The 5,062-nt window shown below is 35.2% G+C and carries 5 protein-coding genes; 4 read left to right on the top strand and 1 reads right to left on the bottom strand.

The features are described 5' to 3' along the window. On the top strand, nt 1-198 hold a 198-nt coding region (locus BALCAV_RS22975; protein ID WP_235213161.1), incomplete at its 5' end, for a hypothetical protein. Nucleotides 199-234: 36 nt separating this feature from the next. Here the strand turns inward: BALCAV_RS22975 and BALCAV_RS20500 are convergent. Continuing rightward, nucleotides 235-597 (bottom strand): GAF domain-containing protein, encoded by a 363-nt coding sequence (locus tag BALCAV_RS20500; RefSeq protein ID WP_003324746.1) that lies wholly within the window; start codon nt 595-597, stop codon nt 235-237. Between the two features lie 237 nt (nt 598-834). Here BALCAV_RS20500 and rlmD point away from each other — a divergent pair, with 237 nt between their 5' ends. The 3 genes from rlmD to BALCAV_RS20485 form a co-directional block, all read left to right on the top strand. Continuing rightward, nucleotides 835-2,247: a 23S rRNA (uracil(1939)-C(5))-methyltransferase RlmD gene (rlmD, locus tag BALCAV_RS20495; protein WP_003324747.1), complete on the top strand. Its 1,413-nt coding sequence runs from the start codon at nt 835-837 to the stop codon at nt 2,245-2,247. A gap of 900 nt (nt 2,248-3,147) precedes the next feature. Beyond that, nucleotides 3,148-4,248, top strand: a complete 1,101-nt coding sequence (locus tag BALCAV_RS20490; RefSeq protein WP_003324750.1) for a hypothetical protein — start codon at nt 3,148-3,150, stop codon at nt 4,246-4,248. Between the two features lie 453 nt (nt 4,249-4,701). Continuing rightward, nucleotides 4,702-5,062 (top strand): helix-turn-helix domain-containing protein (locus tag BALCAV_RS20485; RefSeq protein WP_040324322.1); only part of this gene is annotated, 361 nt, incomplete at its 3' end.

Raw genomic sequence — 5,062 nt, 5'->3', positions numbered from 1 at the left:
AAAGGGAATCATAGTGCCGCAATGATGTCAAAAGCCATCGAATCAGAGCCGCAAAGGGAATCAAAGAGGTCAAATGAAGCCCAAAGCCAGCAAATAAAAGCCTCAAAAGTAATCATAGAAGCTAGTAACCCCATCCATGCATACCCTTCAAACAAAAAAACTCACACAACACTCTTTTCAACAATGAGTATCATGTGAATTTTCGCTGTGTATAAATGAATCTTTGGAAATGCGTTAATTTAAAAGGGTTTCTTGTCCAATGGCTGCTGCAATCGTTTCTAAAGTACTGACATCTGTGACATCAAACGCAATTGGCTGTAAGCTTCGGACAACCATTAAACCGATATCCTCATTCGCATTATTTAAAATCGGAAACTTTAATTCTCCGTTATAATCCCATCTTAAATCATCTTCTAATGAGGATGCGGCAACTAGTTTATGATCTAAATTTTCATACATATAAATACCAACCCAATTAATATAAGGAACGTTCTCCACTAAACTGGTGACCGTTTTCTCGTAAATGGATTGTGTACTTTTTTTCTGATAAACATGTGCCATAATTTGTAATGATGCGACATCTGTTGGTATAGACAAAATCATCTCTCCTCAGTGAACCCATACGTTCAACGTTTTCTAGCTGTACTGACAAAAACTTACCATACTGAATCGATTTTAAACGATATTATATAAAATAAGCACTGCCTTATGTCCTGTATATTGTAACAAAAAAAGAAGCGGTATCGGTCTAGAAAGTTTAGGAAGTTCATAGGACATGCTATAATAAGGGACGCCAAACAAGTAATTCGGGATCAATTGGACGGAGTGGAAAACATGAATAAAAAAACAGATGTAAATAAAAAACAAGAAAATGAAGTGGTTCAGCTCAAGGTTGGTCAGCAGTTTCCACTAACGATAAAAAGGCTTGGCATAAATGGAGAAGGTGTTGGTTATTTCAAACGAAAGGTCGTTTTTGTACCTGGTGCTTTGCCTAAGGAAGAGATTGTAGCTGAAGTGACAAAGGTTGGAGCGAAGTTTTCGGAAGCGAAAATTAACAAAATTCGAAAAAAATCGAAGGAACGTATTGAGCCACCATGCCCCATTTATGATAAGTGTGGGGGCTGTCAGCTTCAACATTTAAAATATAAAAGTACATTACGTGAAAAAAGAGATGTCGTCATTCAAGCTCTCGAACGTTTTACAAAATTAAATATCAATCAACTCTCGATTAATGAGACGATTGGAATGGACGACCCTTGGTACTATCGGAATAAAAGTCAGCTTCAAGTTGGGAAAAAGGGAAATCAAGTGATTGCTGGTTTATATGCGATGAAATCCCATGAGCTTATTGATCTATCGGCCTGTATGGTCCAACATAAAGCAACGAACAAAGTAACCGAAGTTGTGAAACAAATTTTAACCGATTTTAATATTTCCATTTATGATGAGCGTAAACGTAGAGGTCTTATTCGGACGATTGTGACAAGAGTAGGTTTTGAAACAGGGCAAGTTCAAGTCGTTCTCGTCACGACTGATCCAAACATTCCTAGGTTAAATTTAATTACAGATGAAATCAAAAAACGTTTACCTGAAGTAACCTCTTTTCAACTCAATATTAATAATAAAAAAACATCGCTTATTTTTGGCGAAAAAACGGTTCATTTAGATGGAGAAGAAGTCATTGAAGAAAAATTAGGGGATATTTCTTTTGATTTATCCGCTCGAGCGTTCTTTCAACTAAATCCTAAACAAACAGTTAAACTTTATAACGAAGCGAAAAAAGCGGCAAAGCTATCTGGGAAAGAAAAAATTGTTGATGCGTACTGTGGCGTTGGAACAATTGGACTTTGGCTGGCAAATGATGCTGCCGAAGTAAGAGGTATGGATGTGATTGAAGCGTCGATTAAGGATGCAAGAAAAAATGCCGAAAAGCACGGCTATGATCATATGCGATATGAAGTCGGCCCAGCTGAAGAATGGTTGCCTAAATGGGTAAAAGAAGGATGGCAACCAGATGTTGTAGTCGTCGATCCACCACGGACAGGCTGTGATGATAAACTGTTGCAATCAATTATTAAGGTCAAACCAAAACGAGTCGTGTATGTCTCCTGTAACCCATCCACACTCGCCAAAGACATTGAAGTATTAAGAAAAAAAGGCTATCAAGTGAAAAATATTCAACCTGTTGATATGTTCCCATGGACGGCACATGTTGAGACAGTTGCGTTGATAGAGTTAAAATTGTAGATCAATATTAAACAATTTCTTGTGATAATAAACTCTTGCTAACTTCACCACCAATTCCGTAATAATAAACATTTGCTTTTTCAATATAAAACTCAACAATCTCCCGGGTTTTCCTCATCAGGACACCTGGGTTTTTTTGATGTCTTTCCAATATCTTTTCAATACAGTTATGTTCCTAAACCATTGATATTACTGGCTTTGTCCAATATCCGATTCAATACTATTTCAATAACAAATCAATACTTATCCAATATTTTTATCTTTCCTCTCGATCTCTTTTCTCCATTATTTTCTTCCCTCTGTTCTAGCAGAACTTTATTCCAACTTCGAAAAAACCATGAAAAAACAGCCGAAAAAGGCCCGAAAAACGGTCATTTTTGATTCGAAAAACGTCCGAAAAGGGGGTTCCGTCGCAAAACTTTATTCTGACACCGACGGTGGAATGCGGGTTGGAGGGGCGGAAAAAAGCAGGAGTTTATTATGGTTGTACATAGTAGAGAAAAGAATTTGGTGTTGCTTGTAATATTTTATACGAAGTATGTAATAAGAGAGAGAAGAGGACGAATTTTATTTCGTATTATCCTATGAATCTTTTCAACAAGAGGAAAGAGATGAGGAAGGTTAGTGCGGGGACAATATGAAGTACAGTATATGTCTTGGTTTGCGTATGTAAAAAGGTTAGAATATTAATAAGAGAGTGATTTTAGTGGATTTATGTGTAAAGGTATCAGACAACTATATCTTTCAAACAGACGTAAGAGGAATCGTTATACCAGTAATTTATTATCAGAACTTGGATTGCCTTATAATCTTCATTTCATTCTAGGCTTTGCTGACATGATCAAAGAGTATCAAAAAGCTAATAAAAAATGTCTGAAAATGATTAGGATGTGCTAAATTTTGAGCAACTACGCTTATGAAACTGCTTACTATGATCTCTGCGGAATTGCATATTTGATTAGGTTGAAAGATAATGAAAAGTTTCCCCAAGTCCCTGTATATTCGCTTGCAAGAGATGCTTGTTTAATTATATATCAAATTAACAAAGAAATATTTAATGATAAATATACTTTACATAGAAATTTAAAGAATATCAGACATAAAGTGAAACTTTATAATAAGGGTAATAACCAACAAATATACGAAAAAATCCTTCGAAATTCTATCGAGCAATTTGGTGATGACGTTGATAATATTGGACTATTTTTAAAGGATGGGATGCTTGTCGGTAGTACAATTTTTCAACAATATATGTTTCTTGACACAGACATTTTAGAATCTAATCCTCGAATCAACCAAAGAAACGCATTAGAGTTTTTTAAATGTGTTGGAGAAATTTCTTTTGAATTTGCAGAAAATCTCAAAGGGAAAATAAAGTCTGAGGTGATACCATTTGAATTAATTCCACCTTTTATTTATAGGGATAATCACGCCTACAAAACAAAAGATGTTCATCATTCACAGCTCTATGCGAAAGATGTTCAATCTAATGTGGTTATCACTCGTCTGCTATTGATATTGCAAGAGGTAACGACTTGTTTATGGTTACGCCCTGGAGTTAAATTTCATATTGATAATTTTACTTTGGATATGTATATAGCGGTTCGTTTAATATCAATAAAAGCGGATGAAGTTATGGATAACCTCAATAACATGAAGAAATTTTTAAAAGATGACTTTCAAAAAATAGATTTGGCTTGTAATCATGAGCTGACCAATATTATTAAACGTTACAATCAAGTATTGAAAAGTGAATGTACATTACTTCGAAACTTTTTACATTATAACTTTAAGGATGAAAATTTTCTTGATTTTGTTATTAGAAGAACAGGAAATAACCCTAATTATAGCAAAGAAATTGTAGAGAGAATCAATGAATACATTATGGAACCATTATTCAAAGCGTTATCACAATACTTTGAAGTTGATCAAATGAAGAGTATGAGTGATTGGGAAAAAATAAGAAACAGACTAATAACCTTAGTTAAAAGAAGATTATAATAGAACGATTCATATTTTCAATCAAAACAATCTGCAACCAGGGCGGGTTCCTAAGGATTTTCTCCTGTCTAACTTTTGCTCAGTAAGTTAAAAGTCTAATCTCCTCTCCTACTTTTCTAATTCAAAATATTGTGTATCATTTATTGTTTATGATTGTGTTCTTAGGAGGTGCTGTATGGACAAGACCGTAAGAGTGGTAAACAAGTTGAAATATCAAGTGAAACAATTAATAGAGCCTAACTCACATAGAGAAGTTACACCACATACAAAGTACAAAACATTTTGCCTAAGTATTTGTTGTTTTTTTATCATTTCCCGACAGAAGACTCCCTCTTCAATCGTGTGAAGGGAGAAGCCCAACGATAAGGGGGAGATGAATGGCGGTTGGCGGTAGCCAAAGAGATTCTTGTTAGGATATAATAAGAACATACATTCCTATTGGGGGTGAAAACAATGCTCATCAACAAAGCATACAAATTCCGTCTCGATCCAAGCAAAGAACAAGAAACCCTGATTGCTAAAACTATCGGCTGTTCTCGTTTTGTATTCAATCGCTTTTTAGGACAATGGAACGATACCTACCAAGAAACAGGCAAAGGGTTAACGTATTTTTCTTGTTCGGCTGAATTAACGCAACTAAAAAAGGAATTCGTATGGCTAAAAGAAGTGGACAGCATTGCCCTTCAATCCTCCCTGAAAAATCTTGCCGATTCCTATACTCGATTCTTCAAGAAACAAAATAAAGCTCCGCGCTTCAAGTCTAAAAAGAATCCGGTACAATCCTACACCACGAAAGTAACAAATAGCAACATGG

The organism is Alkalihalobacillus alcalophilus ATCC 27647 = CGMCC 1.3604 (assembly GCF_000292245.2).
GTDB classification, from domain to species: domain Bacteria; phylum Bacillota; class Bacilli; order Bacillales; family Bacillaceae_D; genus Alkalihalobacillus; species Alkalihalobacillus alcalophilus.
This window is presented reverse-complemented; position numbering and strand designations above follow the sequence as displayed.